14 protein-coding genes are annotated in these 15,398 nt (G+C 53.3%); all 14 read left to right on the top strand.

The genetic code is table 11. The annotated features are described in order from the left end of the window. The first annotated feature begins 790 nt into the window (after window positions 1-790). Window positions 791-2,293: an ABC transporter substrate-binding protein gene (locus tag L0M99_RS07590; protein WP_238128266.1), complete on the top strand. Its 1,503-nt coding sequence runs from the start codon at window positions 791-793 to the stop codon at window positions 2,291-2,293. 1 nt (window position 2,294) lies between these two features. Continuing rightward, window positions 2,295-3,257 carry an ABC transporter permease gene (locus tag L0M99_RS07585; protein ID WP_238128265.1) on the top strand — a complete coding sequence of 321 codons (963 nt, stop codon included), beginning with the start codon at window positions 2,295-2,297 and terminating at the stop codon, window positions 3,255-3,257. After that, window positions 3,254-4,093, top strand: coding sequence for an ABC transporter permease (locus L0M99_RS07580; protein WP_238128264.1), 840 nt, complete (start codon window positions 3,254-3,256; stop codon window positions 4,091-4,093). The genes L0M99_RS07585 and L0M99_RS07580 overlap by 4 nt, the downstream gene beginning before the upstream one ends. Continuing rightward, window positions 4,090-4,914: an ABC transporter ATP-binding protein gene (locus L0M99_RS07575; RefSeq protein WP_238128263.1), complete on the top strand. Its 825-nt coding sequence runs from the start codon at window positions 4,090-4,092 to the stop codon at window positions 4,912-4,914. Before L0M99_RS07580 ends, L0M99_RS07575 begins: the two co-directional genes overlap by 4 nt. Further along, window positions 4,907-5,725, top strand: a complete 819-nt coding sequence (locus tag L0M99_RS07570) for an ABC transporter ATP-binding protein (protein WP_238128262.1) — start codon at window positions 4,907-4,909, stop codon at window positions 5,723-5,725. The genes L0M99_RS07575 and L0M99_RS07570 overlap by 8 nt, the downstream gene beginning before the upstream one ends. A gap of 181 nt (window positions 5,726-5,906) precedes the next feature. Next, a complete protein-coding gene (dnaN, locus tag L0M99_RS07565; RefSeq protein WP_024059581.1) occupies window positions 5,907-7,040 on the top strand; it encodes a DNA polymerase III subunit beta in 1,134 nt (377 codons plus the stop codon). Between the two features lie 27 nt (window positions 7,041-7,067). After that, window positions 7,068-8,396 carry a DNA replication/repair protein RecF gene (gene recF, locus L0M99_RS07560; RefSeq protein WP_238128261.1) on the top strand — a complete coding sequence of 443 codons (1,329 nt, stop codon included), beginning with the start codon at window positions 7,068-7,070 and terminating at the stop codon, window positions 8,394-8,396. Continuing rightward, window positions 8,393-9,061, top strand: coding sequence for a DUF721 domain-containing protein (locus L0M99_RS07555; protein WP_024059578.1), 669 nt, complete (start codon window positions 8,393-8,395; stop codon window positions 9,059-9,061). The genes recF and L0M99_RS07555 overlap by 4 nt, the downstream gene beginning before the upstream one ends. Further along, window positions 9,054-9,845, top strand: coding sequence for a class I SAM-dependent methyltransferase (locus L0M99_RS07550; RefSeq protein WP_024059577.1), 792 nt, complete (start codon window positions 9,054-9,056; stop codon window positions 9,843-9,845). Before L0M99_RS07555 ends, L0M99_RS07550 begins: the two co-directional genes overlap by 8 nt. A gap of 157 nt (window positions 9,846-10,002) precedes the next feature. Next, on the top strand, window positions 10,003-11,103 hold the full coding sequence (gene pstS, locus L0M99_RS07545) for a phosphate ABC transporter substrate-binding protein PstS (RefSeq protein ID WP_024059576.1): 1,101 nt from the start codon (window positions 10,003-10,005) through the stop codon (window positions 11,101-11,103). Window positions 11,104-11,181: 78 nt separating this feature from the next. Continuing rightward, a complete protein-coding gene (pstC, locus tag L0M99_RS07540; RefSeq protein ID WP_024059575.1) occupies window positions 11,182-12,153 on the top strand; it encodes a phosphate ABC transporter permease subunit PstC in 972 nt (323 codons plus the stop codon). Beyond that, a complete protein-coding gene (gene pstA / locus L0M99_RS07535; RefSeq protein WP_024059574.1) occupies window positions 12,154-13,293 on the top strand; it encodes a phosphate ABC transporter permease PstA in 1,140 nt (379 codons plus the stop codon). Window positions 13,294-13,351: 58 nt separating this feature from the next. Continuing rightward, complete coding sequence (pstB, locus tag L0M99_RS07530; RefSeq protein WP_024059573.1) at window positions 13,352-14,131, top strand: phosphate ABC transporter ATP-binding protein PstB; 780 nt, start codon at window positions 13,352-13,354, stop codon at window positions 14,129-14,131. Between the two features lie 184 nt (window positions 14,132-14,315). Continuing rightward, window positions 14,316-15,398 carry a sensor histidine kinase gene (locus L0M99_RS07525; RefSeq protein ID WP_024059571.1) on the top strand — a complete coding sequence of 361 codons (1,083 nt, stop codon included), beginning with the start codon at window positions 14,316-14,318 and terminating at the stop codon, window positions 15,396-15,398.

Below are 15,398 nucleotides of genomic sequence, written 5' to 3'. Positions count from 1 at the left end.
ACCCCGTAAAATATCTCACCACCCAGCACAAACACCTAGACCAAGAAAAACTGTCCCAAACACAGCCAAACCCGCCCGCCCCGCCCGAATACGACACCGCCATCGACTACAACCCGGCCTACCAAGACGGATCCCTACACATCCGCAAAGGCTGGGCAGGACACTAAACCAACCCGACACGCCCGAAAAATACACACAATTTGGGTATTAACCCAGAATTTGGAAAACGTCGCTACGTTTTCCAAATTCTTATGCCCACCGCGCCCACTCGGATAAAACCTAGCCCCCGCACCTCGGGTTCAAAGTTCGTGAAGGCATGTGCAAACCCCTAAAACCCCTAGTCAAACCAAGAAAAACAGCGATTCTGTACACACAATTTGGGTATTAACCCCGATTCTTCGGCGCGAGGGATCTTTCATCCTCCTGATCAGCGCGTATGTAGTGATAAGTCTGGACGCCAAGATGCTCGCGAGGGGAGAGGTACCGCTGGCGCGAGAGTGCCGTAAGGTACGCACTGAGCGTGCAGGGGCGGATTTATGCCGCAGGGTAGGCTTCGGGCACTAAATCCGTGAAAATGCCAGAGCATTTTCCGGATTTCGGGGCGCGAGGCAAAATCCGCCCCTGTGCGCGGACGACTACCGGAGGAAAAACTTCGCCCCCCGCGTACCTCCAACTATCAGGCTTTACGGAATACCTCCTCGTAGCTGGTATCTGGCAGGGAATTCGGGTGAGGCGGGTTAGCGACTATGATTGAAGCGATCATGACCCATTGTCGACAAAGGGGAGATCCTTGCGTAATCGTCTTTTAGCCATACTGGCGGTTGCCGGTTTGGTATTAGCTGGCTGTTCCAGCACTAATTCTTCCAGTAATAAATCGGAGCGAGTGCTCACGATCGGGGTGCATGCCACGCCCTCGACTTTAGATCCTTCGCATAACGATGCGGCAGCGATCACCTATGCGCTGCTCTATAACGTGTATGAAACTCTGTTGCGGGTAGACGGTAAAGGCAAGATCGTGCCGTTGCTGGCGAAGAGCTACGAGGTTTCGCCGGATAGGAAGACCTACACGTTTACTTTGAAGGACGCGAAGTTCGCTTCCGGCGCTCCCGTCAATGGGGCAGCAGTCGCGAAAAGCTTTAACTACCTCCTCAACGATAAGACCGTTAGCCCCACGCGCAAACAAGAGATGGAAGCCCTGAAGGCGGTTAAGGATATCGGGGGAAACAAAGTCCAGTTTGAGCTTTCCCACCCCTCGAATGCGTGGCTGTATTACATGAGTTCTACCGCTGGGATTATTTACGATCCGCAGGCGCTTGATAAGGGAGACTTAGCTACTAAACCAGCTGGTTCTGGCCCTTACACCTTGAAAGAGTGGCGGCAGGGGGAAGAAATCCAGTTAGCCACTAACCAAAAGTATTGGGGAGATAAACCCAAGGTCAAGGGAGCTACTTTCCGTTATTTCTCTGACCCTAATGCTATGAATACCGCGATGCTGTCTGGCTCGCTCGATATTATTTCTAACTTGGCTGCCCCCCAGGCGCTTGATAAATTCACTGGTGATTCCCGGTTTAAGGTGCTAGAGGGACATACTAACGGTGAAGTAGTGATGGGCATGAACCAGCAGCGCGAAGCCCTCAAAGATAAGCGAGTGCGCCAAGCTATAAACTATGCCCTTGACCGTAAAGCGGTGCGGGACGCCGTGTGGGCAGGCAAAGGTCTGATGATCGGATCGATGGTACCCCCCACGGATCCCTGGTATGAAGATCTGGCGACTGCCTACCCGGTAGATCGGGAAAAAGCTAAGAAATTACTGGTAGAGGCGGGATATGGAGACGGGCTCACCTTAAAAATGCGGATTCCGACTTTGCCCTATGCTTCGGGTGCTGCCACTCATATCAAGAGTCAGCTCTCCAAAGTGGGGATTACCTTGGAGATTGAGCAGCTAGAGTTCCCGGCGCGTTGGATTGATGAAGTGATGGTCAAATCTAACTACGACCTGACTATTGTTGCCCATATGGAGCCGCGCGATATTTCCCGCTTCACCAACACTGACTATTATTGGCATTACGATTCCGAGCAGTTCCGGGATTTGTATCAAAAAGCAGATCAAGGTTCCCCGGAAGAACAGGTCAAATACATGAAGCAGGCTGCAAAGGTACTATCTGACGATGCCGCTGCGGGGTTCTTGTGGCTATTGCCTAACCTGATTGTTACCAAGGCAGATATTTCCGGTTTGGCCGCGAATGTAACCGGACTGTCCTTCGATTTGTCTTCCATTAGCTACCAAAGCTGAAATGAAAGCGCCAGCAAAAGCCATCCTTAAACGGATTGTGACCCTATTAGTTAGCCTAATAGTGGCCTCTGTGGTGGTGTTTTTGCTGATAAATCTGCTGCCCGGGGACGTTACCGGTGTCATTTTGGGGGCGAATGCCGACCCGGAGTCGGTGGCGCAACTGCGGGCAGCAATGGGACTAGATCAGCCCCTGATTCTGCGCTATTTTAGCTGGCTATCAGGAATGATTCGCCTAGATCCCGGTACTTCGATTTTCACGGGGCAGGCAATCTCCGAGCAGCTTCCTCACCGCCTCGAGGCCACATTTTCATTGGTCTTTGCCGGGATGCTGTTGGCATTGCTGCTGGCCATTCCCCTGGGAATGGTGGGGGCGCTGTGGCGAAACCGCAAGAGCGGGATCGTGGTTTCCGCCCTCAGCCAGCTGGGAATGGCGGTTCCGGCTTTCTTGGCGGGCATGCTACTAACCATAGTTTTTGCAGTGAAACTGCAAGTTTTACCAGCTAACGGTTATGTTTCGTTTCGAGAATCTCCCCTGGCATGGGCACGCTATTTATGCTTACCGGCGCTTTCGATAGCGATAGTGCAAGGAGCGGTACTAACCCGTTACACTCGCTCGGCTTTTATCGAAGTAATCAAGCAGGATTATTTCCGTACGGCGAGGGCGATTGGTTGGCGTTTTCCGGGAGCATTACTGCGTCACGGGGTGAGGAACGCATCGTTACAGGTAATCACGGTTCTGGGATTACAACTATCCACCCTGCTGGTAGGGGCGATTGTAGTCGAGCAGGTGTTTGCAATCCCCGGCTTGGGCACCTATCTGATCGCGGCAGTCGGGCAGCGAGATTTAACCGTGGTGCAAGCGGTGGTAATGCTGCTAGTAGCGGCAGTATTGGTAATTAATGCCCTGGTAGATATGGTTTACCAGTTACTGGATCCTCGAATCCGGCAGGGGGTGGAACGGTGAAGACCGATCAGAAAATATCGCTGCGCCGCCACCCCAGCCTGTGGATGGGAATCGCCCTCGTGAGCCTGATAGTGCTGATGGGAATCGTGTCCTTCCTTTATTTGCCTTTCGATCCTACGGAAGTGAGTGAACAGCGCTTAAGCGCGCCCTCCGCAACCCATATTTTCGGTACTGATGATTTTGGCCGCGACGTATTTTCCAGGATGCTCTCGGGAGCCGGAATCTGCCTGTTAGTGGGGATAGTGTCGGTCAGTATTGGAGCCTTGATCGGGGTTCCGCTGGGTGTTTATGCGGCGCAGCGCGGAGGCTGGCCAGCTAAGATTATTGAACGCGGCCTCGATATTCTTTACGCTTTCCCCGCCTTGCTCCTGGCGATTCTGTTGGCAGCGGCGCGCGGATCCGGGTCTACTTGGACCGCCATGGTGGCGATCGGGATCGCCTCGATTCCCGCTTTTGCCCGTAACGTGCGGGCAGCTACCTTGGGGGTAATGTCGCAGGACTATATGGTGGCGGCCAGGGCAGCAGGTACCCCCCGGTATCGCTCAACTATCACCCATGTTTTACCCAATATTATGCCGACGATAATCGTGCAGGCCTCGGTGAGTTTCGCCCTCGCGATTTTGGCGGAGGCCGCCCTATCCTATCTGGGGTTAGGGACTCGCCCGGATACTCCCACCTGGGGGTTAATGTTATTTGAAGCCCAAAAATCACTGTTGGTTACCCCGCAGTTGGCGCTGTGGCCGGCGCTGGGGATCGCCCTGACTGTCCTGGGGTTCAACCTATTAGGGGATGGGCTGCGTGAAGTACTGGATCCGCGACTTCGGGAGCGGCAATGAAGGGACTAAAAGTAAATAACCTGCAGGTGTCGTTTCGCGACCGCCAGGCAGTAAATGGAATCAGTTTTGAAATCCCGCCCGGGGCACGAGTGGGGCTGATTGGAGAATCTGGTTCCGGTAAATCGGTGACCGCCCTATCGCTTATGGGTCTGCTTGATGAGGGAGCGCGAGTTTCCGGTTCGATTTGTCTTGATGGCGAAGAACTCTTATCGCAGACTGATAGACAGTTGGCACAGTTGCGGGGCGAGAAAATCGGGATGATTTTTCAAGAACCCATGACCGCCCTCGATCCCACGATGCGGGTTGGTAAACAGGTGGCTGAGGTTTTAGCGCTACATCAACGCGGCAAACAGGGAAAACGCAAGGAAGTAATAAAAATGCTGAAGAGGGTGGGTCTGCCCGATCCGGAGCAAAGCGCTAATGCTTTCCCTCATCAGCTGTCTGGAGGGCAGCGACAACGAGTCATGATGGCGATGGCGCTGATAAATGCCCCCCAGCTGTTGATTTGCGATGAACCCACCACTGCTTTGGACGTGACTGTGCAGGCGAAAGTGCTACGGCTTTTAGATAAAGAACTATCTGGTAGCGCTGCGGCCTGTCTGTTTATTAGCCACGATTTAGCGGTGGTTAACCAGATATGTGACTATCTGCTGGTGATGTATCAGGGGCAAATCGTAGAACGCGGCCCCCTGCGGCAACTGCTTGAACAACCTAAACATCCCTATACTCGCGGCCTACTGGCAACCGCCGATATTGCGGCAGTAGCACCCGGCCAGCGTCTGCCGATCCTGAGCGATTTCTTTAGGGGGAGCGATGAGTGAGCAACCAATTTTCCTTGCCCAAGATTTAGTGAAAATCTATCCGCGCTCTAATGGCCAGGTAAACGCGGTAGCGGGCGTAAACCTGGAAATTCATGCCGGAGAACGGCTGGGAATCGTGGGGGAATCTGGATCCGGAAAATCTACCCTCGTGCGGATGCTATGCGCTCTTTCCCGTCCTACCAGCGGGCAAATCTGGTTCGCGGGGCAAAAGATTACGGGATTAAAAGAAAAGCAGTTGGGAAATCTGCGTTCGCGGGTACAGATCGTGTTTCAAGACCCGCTCAGTTCCCTAGATCCCAGGATGCGGGTGGGAAAGATTATTACCGAACCCTTGCGTTCTCCCTGGGTGCGCGGACGGGAAGGGGTGCCTACCGATACCTCGGCGCGTTTAGAAGAAGTGCTGACCGAAGTCGGTTTAAACAGCGAGGACGCCCTCAAATATCCTCACCAATTTTCAGGAGGACAGCGTCAAAGGATTGCTTTGGCGCGCGCCCTTGTGGCCCGTCCTGAGGTGCTAATAGCTGATGAAGCGGTCTCGGCACTAGACGTTTCGGTAAGAGCACAGGTACTGAACCTGATCATGCAGATCGCCCAGCGAGATAACTTGACTTTACTGTTTGTCAGTCACGACCTGGCGGTGGTGCGCCACCTATGTCAGCGGGTAGTGGTCATGCGCGCAGGAAAAATCGTGGAAGCCGGCTCCGTTGAGCGGGTATTTTCGGATCCGCAACAAGATTACACTCGCGAACTGATCGCGGCTGCCCCCCGCTTACCCTTAAAGCGCCCCCTGGGCAGCGCTGAAAATCTATAGCTAAAATCCTGATCTAGCGCCAGAATCGGCGCGTTATCCCCAGTTTTGATCACTTTGGTGCTATTCGGGATGTGAAACCATATAATGGGAGACTGAACAAATGATTCAGCCCGACAATTACTGGCTGAATTTTGCAGATTCCGCGCCATAAACCATGGTCAAGAAGATAAAGGGGCAGCGCATGAAGTTCGTAGTCGAGCGCGACGTTTTCGAGGACGCGATCAGTTGGACCGCCCGCACTTTGCCGGCACGTCCAGCAGTGGCAGTACTAGGTGGGGTGTGGATGAGCGCCAAGGCGGGTATCGTAACTCTCTCCAGCTTCGACTATGAAGTTTCTTCCCGGAACCAATTTGAGGCCGACATCGAATCGGAGGGCGAGGTTCTGGTTTCTGGAAAAATGGTGGCGAACATTTGTAAGCAACTCCCCAAGAAACCAGTAACTGTCGAGATGGAGGGGGGCAAAGTGATTATTTCTTGCGGCGCCTCCAGTTTCCAGCTGGCAGTAATGCCCCTCGATGACTATCCGGCACTGCCCCAAGTCCCCGAAGCGGTCGGAGAGGTAGACTCGGGCGAGTTTGCCCGGGCGGTTGCGCAAGTATCCCGCGCGGCCTCCTCTGATGAGGCTTTACCCCTATTGGCAACTGTTCGGATGGAGCTATCAGATTCCCACCTGAACTTGATGGCTACTGACCGGTACCGCCTGGCAGTACGGCAAATGGATTGGCAACCGAAACAAACCGATTTTTCTGCCGATGCCCTGGTGAAGTCGCGGATCCTTTCCGAAATGGCCAAAGCGCTGTCTGGTTCCGGCGAGATTCACCTAGGTCTGGAGAATTCTTCCGAAGGGGGCGCGATTATTGCTCTCGAGGCCGGAGGACGCAAGATTACCTCTCAGCTAACGGAAGGTGATTATCCCCCGGTGACCAGTCTCTTCCCTAAAGAAGCACCCATTAAAGCGGTTATTCGTCGCGAAGAACTAGAACAGGCCATCAAGCGCGTTTCTTTGGTTACCGATCGCAGCGCCCAGATCCGCATGAATTTTGCGGACGGTAATCTCACTTTAGAGGCTGGCCAGGGTAATGACGCACAGGCTCATGAAGAAATGACCTGCACCTTTATTGCTGATGAACCGATGATGATCGTCTTTGACTCCCAGTATTTATTGGATGGTTTAGGAGCCTTGGATTCCGACTATGTGCGCATGTCCTTTACCCATCCCACCAAACCGGCGGTAATCACCGGGCAGGAAGAAATAGATGGGGATGACTCCCAAGATTTCCGCTACCTGTTGATGCCGATTCGCTATTCATCCTAAAGGACAGGGCAGAGCGCACCCCCGGCTATGTATATTTCTCGTATTGCTCTTGATGATTACCGTAGTTTTCATCAGTGTGTGGTGGAGTTATCGCCGGGGGTAAATATCCTGGTTGGTCCGAATGGGCAAGGTAAAACCAATTTTGTAGAGGCGATTGGATATTTAACTAACTTCCATTCCCATCGCGCTAGCGCTGATAGTGCCCTGGTTCGGTTTGCCCCCCAGTCGGCGGCGTTGGCCCAGCGCGAAAGCTCGCAAATCACAGCCGACCAGGATGAAGATTTAGAAGTCCCGGAGACCGCGGCGGGTAATACCGTTGATACTGGCACTTCCGCGGCAGCAGTTATTCGGGTGAAAGCTCATTTGCAAGAGCGAGAAGTATTGCTTGACCTGGAGATCGGATCTGGGAGGGCGAATCGGGCGCGCCTAGCCCGCAGCCCGGTTCCTATAAAACAAGTGCGCGGCCTGGTGGCTACCACTATGTTCGCACCGGAAGATTTAGATATTTTGCAGGGTGACCCCGCAGCTAGGCGCCGTTTTCTAGATGATTTGCTGGTGCAATTATGGCCGGTAGAGGCCGGTACTATCACTCAGCATCAAAAGATTTTGCGCCAACGCGGAGCCTTGTTAAAACAAGCGGCGAAAAAGAAGCGTCGCGGGGCAGACCTTTCGTTAGAACTGTCCACGCTTGATGTTTGGAATAACCAATTATCCCAGGTGGGAGCGCGTCTTATCGCAGGCAGAGTTCGGGCTTTGCAGGCGCTTGCCCCCTATGCGGCGCAGGCCTATTTGCTGGTGCTCGGGGAAGAACACTTGGCGAACTCCTCGCAAACTTTGGGACTGTCTTACCTGCCGTCTTTTAATCCGCCCGCTGATCTGGCAGATCCTCAGGCGGTAGCCAGTGCCTTACAGGAGACTTTCGCGGCTCGCCGCCAAGAAGAACTTACTCGCGGAGTAAATTTGGCAGGTGCGCACCGTGACGATATGGCGTTGATGCTGGATGCTTTGCCAGTGAAAGGCTTTGCTTCTCACGGGGAAACTTGGAGCGCTGCCCTGGCTTTACGTCTGGGACAGTTCGAGCTGTTACGGCAGGTGGGGGAAACTCCGATTTTGATTCTGGATGACGTATTCGCGGAGCTAGACCCTTCCCGACGAGCCGCTCTCCTGGATTTTATGGATCGCGCTGATCAGGTACTAATTACCGCTACCAACCGCAAGGACTTGCCTGCCGAAATCAAAGGACAATTCTTTGAAGTTTTACGCGGAGGCCAAGGAACCCGGATTCAAGCCGCACCCCTGCCCGAGCAGGAGAATGGTAATGCGGACTCGGAAAATGACTGGGGGGATGCTTCGTGAGTGAGCAGCCTCAGGAAAACCCCACCTACACCCAACGCATGCTGCGGGCGGCTCAAGAGCATGCTTTTTCGCAGGGTTTGATCCGCATGTCTGCCAGCGAGCTGCGGCGCTTTCGGGGAAGACGAAACTGGGATGGGCTCGCTACCTCCCCTATGGCCGAGGACGCATCCGCCACCGAGTTTGGGGAGATTTCTTTAGGAAGAGTTAAAGCTATCAATGACAGCTACGCCCGCCAGCAGGTTCCGGGATTAGCGCAATTGCAGCCCTCTCCCGGACTTGCGGGAGCAGGAAATGGTGGCAGATGGTCACGCCGAGAACCACGCAGCTTAGGTACGGTTTGGAAAACTTATGTGCGAAATTTTGGGCTCGGGAAGCTACTTGATGAAGGCAAACTAAAAGCCGATTGGGAACAAATAGTTGGCCCTCAGGTAGCCCAACACGCCCAAATTGAATCTATTAAAGATGGAGACGTGATTTTGCGTTGCGACTCTACCCGTTGGGCCAGCGAGCTACGCAATCTGACTCCCCAATTAATGGGGCTGATCGAAGATCATGCGGGGGCAGTAGTGATCAAACGGTTGATTGTGCTAGGTCCGAAGGCGCCCTCGTGGAAATATGGGCCGCGTTCGGTAAAAGGGCGCGGTCCGCGCGATACCTATGGTTGATTTAGGTCCGCCTCCCGGAAGTGTTACCGACAGGTGGCAGGTAGGATCCGCAGCGAGCGGGGGAAACCCCTACACCTTGGCCGGAACTGATTACGAACGCTACCGTCCCACCTATCCGCCGCTCGCGGTAGACACGGTGCTTTCTGGGTTAAAAAACCCGACAATACTTGACGTTGGGGCTGGTAGCGGCAAATTTACGCGGGCGTTAGCTGCGCGGGGAGTAACGGTTAGCGCTCTAGAGCCCGCGGCAGCTATGCGGGAAATGTTCCGCGAATCCCTCCCCCAAATCCCGCTATATGCGGGCAAAGCCGAGGACGTGGCCGAATTATTTGCGCCCGGAACCTTCGATGCGTTGTGCTTTGCACAATGTTGGCACTGGGTCGAGAAGGAGGCAGCCTGCACGGCCGCAGCTAAAGTACTTAAACCCGGCGGGCGGCTAGTTATTATCTATAACCAAATGAATGTGTCTTTTCCCTGGGTAAAGCGGCTTTCTAGGGTGATGCGTTCGGGGGATGTGCATCATCCTGACCGGATACCTCCATTGGGGAAGTGGTTCGAAAAACCGCAGTTACAGCTGTTCCAATGGGGGATGTCGCTGCCGGTAGCTGCCCTGTTCACCTTGGCGAAAACCCGGTCATCCTATCTGCGAGCCAGCGTAAACGGAAAGCGGCATCTGCAGGCTAATCTGCGTTCTTATTTATTTGATGACTTGGCATTAACCCCTTCGCAAACCGTAACTTTGCCTTATTACACCCTGGTGTGGGTTGCCCCGGTGGCTAATTAGATATCTGCCTTATTGCAGGTAGAGGCGGTTCAGCTGCTTAGTTTCGAGGACCTGAAACAATGTTCACCAAAAATTAACGCTGGCTTCAGAGAGGCGTTAACTTCTTGCTTTACGTTGCAAGTGTCAATGAAAGATCAAGAAGAATTGAAGGAAAGATATGCGTAAGAGCATTAAATCTTTAGCTGTAATAGCTGGTTTAGCCCTTTCAGCAACTAGCTTGGCCGCCTGTGGCTCTGATAACGCCACGGGGACAGCTGAAAATACCCAGAAAGTAGAGAGCACCGATATTTCTGGCAAGCTGGCAGGTGCGGGCGCGTCCTCCCAAAAAAGTGCAGTTGAAGCCTGGAAAGCCGGGTTTGCGGATGTAGCTAAAAATGTGGAAGTGACCTATGACCCGACTGGTTCCGGAGCGGGGGTTACTACCTTCCTACAGGGAGGCGTAGCCTTCGCGGGCACTGACGAGGCGCTTTCCAGCGAAGAGGTCGATAAATCCGCTGCGGTTTGTAAAGACTCCAAGGCGATTAACCTGCCGGTTTATGTATCTCCAGTGGTTGTTGCTTTCAACCTGGAGGGAATCAAGACGCTGAACATGAAACCGGAAACTATCGCCAAGATTTTCCGGGGAGAAATCACCAAGTGGAATGATCCGGCCATCGCCGCAGATAATGCGGATGCGAAACTTCCTGACTCCAAGATCGTGGCGATTCACCGCGCTGACCAGTCAGGTACCACCGAGAACTTTACCGATTACCTGCACGCGGCAGCTCCTAGCGCTTGGCCGGATGATCCTTCCAAGGATTGGCCGGTAGCAGGGGGCGAATCTGGAGATAAAACTGCTGGAGTAGTAGATAACCTGAAGAAAACTGAAGGTGCGATCGGTTATATCGATGCCTCGCAAGCCGGTGACTTTGGAACTGCGGCGCTCCAGGCCGGAGACGGTTTCGTGGAATACTCTGCCGAAGCAGCTGCCAAGATCGTTGAAAGTGCCGAAGTTGAGGAAGGGCGGGAAAAGAACGACCTGGCTTTGAACCTCAACCGGACCCCAGATGATCCCGAAGCCTACCCGCTGGTACTGGTTTCCTACTACGCGGTTTGCCCGCAGTACAAGGATGCCAACACCGCCAAAATGGTGAAAGCCTGGGTTAACTATGTGGTATCCGCTGAGGGACAGCAAAAAGCTGCCGAGGCAGCTGGGTCTGCTCCGCTAGGCGAAGAAATCACCAAGAAGATCACTACCGCTCTCGACGCAATCAAGTAAACCCCCAAGTCTGGGCAATGGTGGCCAGGGGTACCGGAGAAATATCGGTACCCCTGGCCTTAACCACCTGGAGGAAACGTGAGTACAAAAACCCTCCCCGAAACACAAGAATCGAAACAAGCTCCCTCCCGAAAGGGAATTTTCAACTGGGATGGACTGTTTTATCTAGCTACTAAAGGTTCAGCGGTAGTCATTGCCGCCGTCCTAGCCCTGGTAGCGATGTTCCTAACGCTGCAAGCCTGGCCAGCAATCTCTAATCCGGATCTGCGTCTGCGGATGCGCGGACGTACCGAAATGGTTAGCATCTGGGAGTACGTAGCGCCTCAGCTATTTGGAACCGTGCTGGCAGCGGCAGTTGCCCTAGCGATTGCGATGCCGCTTTCTATGGCACTGGCAGTATTTATTAACTTCTATGCTCCTAAGAAAATCTCGGCAATAATCGCCGGATTGGTTGACGTAATGGTAGCGATCCCTTCAGTCGTTTACGGCCTGTGGGGCGGACTGGTGTTACTACCAATCTTGCAGCCGATTATGGAGTTTCTCGCCACCTATTTCGGCTGGTTCCCGTTGTTTTCTGGACCGGTTTCTCCGATTGGACGAGTAATTTTTTCCGCCTCAGTAGTGTTGGCGATTATGGTGATTCCGATTATCACCGCGCTGTGCCGAGAAGTATATGCGCGCGCCCCCGCCCTAGAGATGGAGGCAGCTTTAGCGCTGGGAGCTACCAAGTGGGAAATGATAAAAACCGTGGTCTTACCGTTCGGACGTTCCGGTACAGTCTCAGCGGCGATGATCGGACTCGGCCGGGCTCTAGGAGAAACTATGGCAGTGGCGATGGTACTTTCTCCCGGTGCCTCCTACGTATGGTCGCTGTTTCGGGCGGGAGCGCACTCTACGATTGCCTCCAATATCGCCCTGCAGTTCCCGGAGGCCGATTCCAATATGGCGGCAGCGCTAATCTTCACCGGTCTAGTGCTGTTCGTACTGACATTACTGGTCAATTCGGGTGCACGTTGGTTGGTGGCCCGTAAAGAAAGTGCGGGGAAATAAATGAGGGAAGAAAATCAGAATCAGGGCGACCTGAAGCTAAAGCAAGAATCTATAGGCATCGGCAAAGATGCCGCCAGCACCGGAGCAGTTAGCCGAGGTAAAAACGAAAAGCTTGCGGCTTTATCTTCCTCGGATAATACCTCTGCCCTGCAGGCAGTAATCCTAGAGCGAAAGCTGAAGTATCAGGAAAAACCAGAAAACCCAGAGTCAAAAACGAAGGTACAGCCTGCCCGGATGGGCGGTGATAAAGCGCTAAGTTTTCGCCGCCGGTTCACCAATACCGCGATCGGGGCTTCTATGTGGCTGTGCGGCCTGCTAGTGCTCGCGATTTTGGTTTCGATCGGATATGAACTGATCAGCCGGGGCATTGGGATTATTTCCCCCTACTTCCTGAGCGTGTCGATGAAAGGCGTGTACGGGGGGATGCAGGCTGGCGGGATTTATCACGCGATGGTCGGCACCTTACTGATCACCCTGGTAGCAGCGGTTATTTCTGTTCCCCTGGGGTTGCTGGTAGCCATCTACCTGACCGAATATGCGGGTAACACCAAGTTCGCCAAGCTCACTACCACCCTGGTAGATGTGATGACCGGTATTCCGTCGATTGTTGCCGGCCTGTTCGCGGCGGCGCTATTCACCATAGTGATTGGCCCAGCCTACCGCTCCGGTCTCATGGGGGCAGTTGCCCTCTCGGTGTTAATGATTCCCCTGGTAGTGCGCTCATCTGCCGAAATGTTACGACTGGTACCTAATGATTTGCGGGAAGCATCCTACGCCTTGGGGGTTCCTAAATGGCGCACCGTAGTCTCGATTGTGCTACGTACCTCGGCGGCAGGTTTGGTGACCTCAGTGGTGGTAGCGATCGCCCGTATTGTGGGGGAGACGGCTCCTTTGCTGATTACTGCGGGCATGTTTGACGCCATCAATAGCAATGTGTTTTCCGGTCGCATGGAAACTCTGCCGGTCTATATCTATCAGCAGTACACCTCCACGGTTTCGTGTGCTGCCCACGCGGTGAACTGTAACCCCACTATCAATGTGGATCGCGCCTGGGGTGCGGCCTTGGTGCTGGTATTCGCGGTATTGGTTTTGAATCTGGGAGCCAGGTTCGTAGCCAAAAAACTCTCGATCGGTAAATAGTTAACTCGCCCTCGCCTGGGGCAGGGCTGCAAGAAGCAAAAGCAGATAGGAAAAGAAAATGGCAATCTGTTTAGAGACTAAACATTTAGACGTTTACTACGGAGATTTCAAAGCCGTAGAGGACGTAAATATGACGATTGAAACCCAAACGGTAACTTCGCTGATTGGGCCGTCTGGGTGTGGTAAATCCACGGTGCTGCGCACTTTAAACCGGATGCATGAAGTCACTCCCGGAGGACGCATCGAAGGGGAAGTGCTGCTGAACGGGGACAACCTTTACGGCAAAGATGTCGACCCGGTGGAGGTACGGCGGATGATCGGGATGGTGTTCCAGCGCCCAAACCCCTTCCCCACTATGTCGATTAAGAACAATGTGCTCGCCGGCTTGCACCTAAATCGGGTGAAAATCAGCAAATCCGAGGGCGAGGCGATCGTAGAAGAATCCCTCAAGGGCGCAAACCTGTGGGAAGAAGTCAAGGATCGCCTAGATAAACCGGGCGCTTCCCTCTCAGGTGGCCAGCAGCAACGGCTGTGTATCGCGCGGGCGATTGCGGTTAAACCAGAGGTACTCTTGATGGATGAGCCTTGCTCGGCGCTGGATCCCATCTCCACCTTGGCGATTGAGGATTTGATTGCCCAGTTGAAAGAGACCTACACGATTGTGATTGTTACTCACAATATGCAGCAGGCAGCCCGGATCTCGGATCAGACCGCGTTCTTTAATATCGCCGGGCCGCGCAAACCTGGAAAACTGGTCGAAATCGGACCGACCGAATCCGTTTTCCTCACCCCCCATGAAAAGGTGACCGAAAACTATATTGCGGGGCGTTTTGGTTAGGGAATAGTAGTGGGTTTTAGCGGGCGCCAGCAGACGGCTGCAAACAAGGGCGCGGGTAACGGCATAGAACAGGAAGATGTCTTTTACCTGCTGGAGGTAGAATACTTGTTACCCACGGTAAACGTTTGGTTAACGCAGTCTGCACAATTAGTCTCTCAGATATTGCCCCCTTAATATATGAATTATGGAAAGCCAAAGTGAGCAGCAGCATTGGGATGGCTCTGGCTGGAGAGTTGAAGATCTCTCTACAATCCTTGACGCCCTCCCGGAAGCCTCGGTGGTACTTAATCCCGATAATTCGTTTGCCTATAGCTCACAATTGGCGCGTCTAATTCCTCTTTTCCACAATGGGAAAATCGAATATGAGCAGCTGCTAGAGCAGATTGATAAGGCTCGTGCTACAGGACGAATCGTAGAAAAAGAATACGATCTGGTGCATCCAGATGCCGCCGTTCCCTGGTCAGTTAGAGTGCGGGTGGCTCCCATATCTTTGCGGCACACCCTGGTGTTACTAGAGGATCGCACCCGCGTCCTCCAAGCTGATGCTACCCGGCGCGAATTCGTAGTTAACGCTTCCCATGAACTAAAAACCCCGGTGGGAGCGATTTCCTTGCTGGCGGAAACGATCCACGACAATGCCGATGATGTGCAGGCAGTGGAAACTTTTTCAACTCAGCTAGTTAAAGAATCGCGTCGACTCACCAAACTGGTGTACGAAATTATTTCCTTAGCGCGCTTGCAAGATGGGCGTTTGCCCTCTAAACCGCGTTCCATGTTGGCAATCGAAGCTATTAACGATGCTCTCGACCAGGTGACTACCGCCGCGGAAGACGCAAATATTACAGTGAATACCCATTTCCCGCAGGGTGAAGATATTTTGGTCTATGCCGATTTGGAACTGCTGACTTCCGCCCTGCAAAACCTGTTGGAAAACGCGATTCGATATTCCGATTCCGGAGGTCAGGTAGATATCACCTTACGAGAAAACGACAATGTGGTTATCGAAGTTGCTGATAATGGGATCGGGATTTCTGAGGAAGACCAAAAACGAATTTTTGAACGCTTTTACCGGGTAGATCCCGCTCGTTCTCGTTCTACTGGCGGAACTGGGCTGGGGCTGTCAATCGTAAAACATGTGGTTTCGGATCTTAATGGCTCCATCCACGTGAACTCTAAACCAGGCGAGGGCGCTACTTTCACCATCACTTTGCCACGCCACTTCCCACAGACTACGCAAACTGATCAAATAGCTCTGACAAAGGAATAG

This window comes from Varibaculum cambriense (genome assembly GCF_022133705.1).
In the GTDB taxonomy this organism is placed as follows: domain Bacteria; phylum Actinomycetota; class Actinomycetes; order Actinomycetales; family Actinomycetaceae; genus Varibaculum; species Varibaculum cambriense_A.
The sequence above is the reverse complement of the archived record's forward strand: the minus strand, read 5'-3'. Positions and strand labels throughout refer to the sequence as shown.

What these genes read in the sequence shown, in the direction of transcription:
- pstS (WP_024059576.1), top strand. Translation starts at nt 10,003, where the DNA reads ATGCGTAAGAGCATTAAATCTTTAGCTGTAATAGCTGGTTTAGCCCTT.
- L0M99_RS07525 (WP_024059571.1), top strand. Translation starts at nt 14,316, where the DNA reads ATGGAAAGCCAAAGTGAGCAGCAGCATTGGGATGGCTCTGGCTGGAGA.
- pstB (WP_024059573.1), top strand. Translation starts at nt 13,352, where the DNA reads ATGGCAATCTGTTTAGAGACTAAACATTTAGACGTTTACTACGGAGAT.
- L0M99_RS07550 (WP_024059577.1), top strand. Translation starts at nt 9,054, where the DNA reads ATGGTTGATTTAGGTCCGCCTCCCGGAAGTGTTACCGACAGGTGGCAG.
- recF (WP_238128261.1), top strand. Translation starts at nt 7,068, where the DNA reads ATGTATATTTCTCGTATTGCTCTTGATGATTACCGTAGTTTTCATCAG.
- L0M99_RS07585 (WP_238128265.1), top strand. Translation starts at nt 2,295, where the DNA reads ATGAAAGCGCCAGCAAAAGCCATCCTTAAACGGATTGTGACCCTATTA.
- pstA (WP_024059574.1), top strand. Translation starts at nt 12,154, where the DNA reads ATGAGGGAAGAAAATCAGAATCAGGGCGACCTGAAGCTAAAGCAAGAA.
- dnaN (WP_024059581.1), top strand. Translation starts at nt 5,907, where the DNA reads ATGAAGTTCGTAGTCGAGCGCGACGTTTTCGAGGACGCGATCAGTTGG.
- L0M99_RS07570 (WP_238128262.1), top strand. Translation starts at nt 4,907, where the DNA reads ATGAGTGAGCAACCAATTTTCCTTGCCCAAGATTTAGTGAAAATCTAT.
- L0M99_RS07575 (WP_238128263.1), top strand. Translation starts at nt 4,090, where the DNA reads ATGAAGGGACTAAAAGTAAATAACCTGCAGGTGTCGTTTCGCGACCGC.